This is a genomic window from Kitasatospora sp. NPDC091257 (assembly GCF_044757675.1).
Lineage (GTDB): Bacteria > Actinomycetota > Actinomycetes > Streptomycetales > Streptomycetaceae > Kitasatospora > Kitasatospora lactacystinica.
Map to the genome: position 1 here is coordinate 1 of NZ_JBIVVI010001075.1, position 3,143 is coordinate 3,143.

2 protein-coding genes, 1 tRNA gene and 1 riboswitch are annotated in these 3,143 nt (G+C 74.0%); of the genes, 1 reads left to right on the forward strand and 2 read right to left on the reverse strand.

Going from position 1 to position 3,143, the window contains the following annotated elements:
• A partial coding sequence (locus ACIQOV_RS34515; protein WP_401054788.1) for a DMT family transporter occupies positions 1-394 on the reverse strand: 394 nt, incomplete at its 3' end.
• Positions 395-438: 44 nt separating this feature from the next.
• Positions 439-504, reverse strand: a riboswitch (guanidine-III (ykkC-III) riboswitch).
• Between the two features lie 85 nt (positions 505-589).
• Here ACIQOV_RS34515 and ACIQOV_RS34520 point away from each other — a divergent pair.
• Positions 590-661, forward strand: a tRNA-Cys gene (locus ACIQOV_RS34520).
• Positions 662-747: 86 nt separating this feature from the next.
• On the opposite strand, the gene ACIQOV_RS34525 is transcribed toward ACIQOV_RS34520, so the two are convergent.
• Complete coding sequence (locus ACIQOV_RS34525) at positions 748-3,075, reverse strand: xanthine dehydrogenase family protein molybdopterin-binding subunit (RefSeq protein WP_380545566.1); 2,328 nt, start codon at positions 3,073-3,075, stop codon at positions 748-750.
• Positions 3,076-3,143 lie beyond the last annotated feature (68 nt).

Here is a 3,143-nt window from a genome sequence, read left to right on the forward strand (position 1 = left end):
GGGCTGACGGCGTCCGCGGCGGCCCAGGCGAGGAGGACCTCGTCGATCCTGCGTCCGGGCATGCTCCTGGTGGCGCTGCGGACCGTGGTGGCGTGTGGCCCACCACGCCGGAGACGATCAGCAGCAGGCAGGCGATCCGGGCCATGGTCACCGGATCCCCCAGGACGGCCATGCCGTAGACCGCGGTGCCGACCGCTCCGATGCCCACCCAGACGGCGTAGCCGGTGCCGATCGGAATGGTGCGCATCGCGTACGCCAGGCCGCCCATGCTGAACAGCAGTGCGATGCCGAAGACGAGGCTGGGAACGAGGCGAGTGAAGCCCTTGGACGATTCCAGGGCGACCGCCCAAATGGTCTCCAGGACACCCGAGACGATCAGAACGAGCCAGGCCATGACGGTGCTACCTCCGCAGTCCACAGCGGCCGGATTGCCGCTGAACTGCGCCGTCTTGTCGTCACCGGGTACGACGCGCTCGTCCGGGGTGGCGGAAATACCGCCACCTGTCCCCGACGGTAGCACACATTGCCATACAGAATTTACAAAAGGGCATTGACCCCTCTCCCCCGGATCGGCCACTATGAATTCACTGGCCGTGTGCCCGAGTGGCTTAGGGAACCGTCTGCAAAGCGGTGCACGCGGGTTCGATTCCCGCCATGGCCTCACCGGAAAAGGAAATTGCCGGTCGACTCCGAAAGTCGACCGGCAATTTCCTTTCCCTGCTTTCCGCCTTTCCCGGGAGCTCCCGGTCAGGCGGTGACGGCGTCCTCGGCCCGGATCGGCAGCCGGCCGACCGGCAGGCCGGTGGCGGCGCGCACGGCCGCGGCGACGGCCGCCGGGGCGACCACCGCGGGCACGGCTCCGACCGCCTTCGCGCCGAACGGGGCCACCACGTCGCGCTCCTCCAGCAGCGCGGCGATCCGCACCTCCGGGGTGTCCAGCGCGGTGGGGAGCCGGTAGCCGGTGAGCGAGGGGTTCAGCAGCACCCCGCCCTCCGTCCGCAGGTCCTCCAGCAGTGCCAGGCCCACGCCCTGGGCCACCCCCGCCTCGATCCGGTCCTCGATCTGGCGCGGGTTCAGCGCCCGGCCGACGTCCTGGGCGACCGTCATCTCGACCACCCGCACGGCGCCCAGCTCGATGTCCACGTCCACCACCGCACGCATCGCGCAGAACGAGATGGAGACGAAGGCGTCGCCCTGCCCGGCCTCGTCCAGCGGCTCGGTGGGGTGCGGGCGGCACTGCGCGGTGGCCCAGAGCTCCTTGCCCTCCAGCGCCTCGGCGACGGGCATGCCGAGCACCCCGTCGTACGAGGTGATCTTGCCGTCGGCGATCTGGAGCAGCTCCGCCGACATCCCGAAGTTCGCCGCGATCGGCTGCAGCAGCTGGTGGCGGACCATCAGCGCGGCCCGCTCGACGGCGCCGCCGGAGACCCAGGTGTGCCGGCCGCGGGCGGACGGCCCGGCGATCGACTGGTCGCTGTCGGCCGGGGCGATGTAGACCTCGCTGACGCCCAGCACGGTCTGCACGATCTGCCGGGCCAGCGTGGCGAAGCCCTGCCCGGCGTCGACCGCCGCGCAGATCACCGTGGCGTGGTCCCCGCTGACCCGCACGGTCGCCGTGGAGACCTCGTCCTCGCCCTCGGCGCCCAGCATGTGCACCATGCCGACGGCGTAGCCGATCCCGCGTCGCACCGCCGCCGGGTCGCCCGCGCCGCCGGGCCCGCCGGGCAGCAGCCACTCGGCGTCCGGGTCGTCCACCGGCAGGGCCGGCAGCGGCTCGGCGGCGACCGCGTCCAGCAGGGCGCGCACCGGCGCCGGGCAGGTGACGGCCTGACCGGTGGGCAGCGGGTCGCCGGTGGACATCGCGTTGCGGCGGCGGATCTCCACCGGGTCCACGCCGATCCGGGCGGCCAGCTGGTCCAGCTGCGACTCGTACGCGAAGCACGCCTGCAGGGCGCCCTCGCCGCGCATCCGGCCGGCCGGCGGGTTGTTGGTGCGCACCGCCCAGGCGTCCACGAAGACGTTCGGGCAGACGTACGGACCGGCCGAGAAGGCCGTCGCGGCGGCCAGCGCCTCGGCGGAGACGTCCGCGTAGGCGCCGCCGTCCAGCAGGATCTGCGCCTCGACCTTCACCAGCGTGCCCTCGGCGTCGGCGTGGTGGCGGTAGCGCAGGAGCGCGGGGTGGCGCGAGGTATGGGTGTGGAAGGACTCCTCGCGGGTGAGCGTCATCTTCACCGGGCGGCCGGTGCGCAGCGCCAGCAGGGCCAGGGTGACCTGGAACGAGAGGTCCTCGCGGTCGGTGGTGGCGCCGGGCACGCCGGTGACCACCAGCCGGACCCGGTCCGGCTCCAGGCCCAGGCAGGCGGCGGTGCGGTCGCGGTCGCCGTGCGGGTCGGTGGAGGACAGGTGCAGTTCGACGCCGCCGTCCGGGCGCGGTACGGCCAGCCCGGCCTCGGCGCCGAGCGGGGCCGGGTCCTGCCGGCCGACCTGGTAGAGGCCCTCGACGACGATCTCGCCGACCGCGTCCGGGTCCCCGGTGCGCAGCGGCAGGTGGCGGAACAGGTTGCCGTCCGGGTGCAGCGGCGGCGCGGTGAAGGCCTGCTCCGGGTCGGTGACGGCCTCCAGCGGCTCGTAGTCGACCGCGATCAGGCCGACCGCCAGCCGGGCGGTGTCCGGGTGGTCGGCGGCCACCGCGGCGATCGGCTCGCCGTGGTGGCGCACCACGCCGGCGGCCAGCACCGGCCGGTCGGCGACGATCGGCCCGGCCGGGGCACCGTCGGGGGTGCCGTCCGGTCCGGGCGGCAGGTCGGCGGCGGTGACCACGGCGTGCACACCGGGCAGCGCCAGCGCGGCCGAGGTGTCGATGCCCCGGATCCGGGCGTGCGGGTGCGGCGAGCGCAGCACCGCGCCCCACAACAGCCCCTCGGCCCACAGGTCGGCCGCGTACGGGTAGATGCCGAGCGCCTTGGGCAGCGCGTCGCTGCGCAGCGGGGAGCTGCCCAGGCCGATCGGCTCCGGTGCGCCGCCCTCGCCGCCGTCCTGCTGGAGTGCTGCGCCGATGTCGGTAGGCGACGTCATGATGCGTGGTCGTCCTCGGGGAGCCGGATGCCGTGGGCGGGGGTGGCACCGTACGGGACACCGGCCGG

Excerpts from the sequence above, each read along its gene's own strand:
- ACIQOV_RS34525 (WP_380545566.1), bottom strand. The coding sequence starts at position 3,075 with ATGACGTCGCCTACCGACATCGGCGCAGCACTCCAGCAGGACGGCGGC.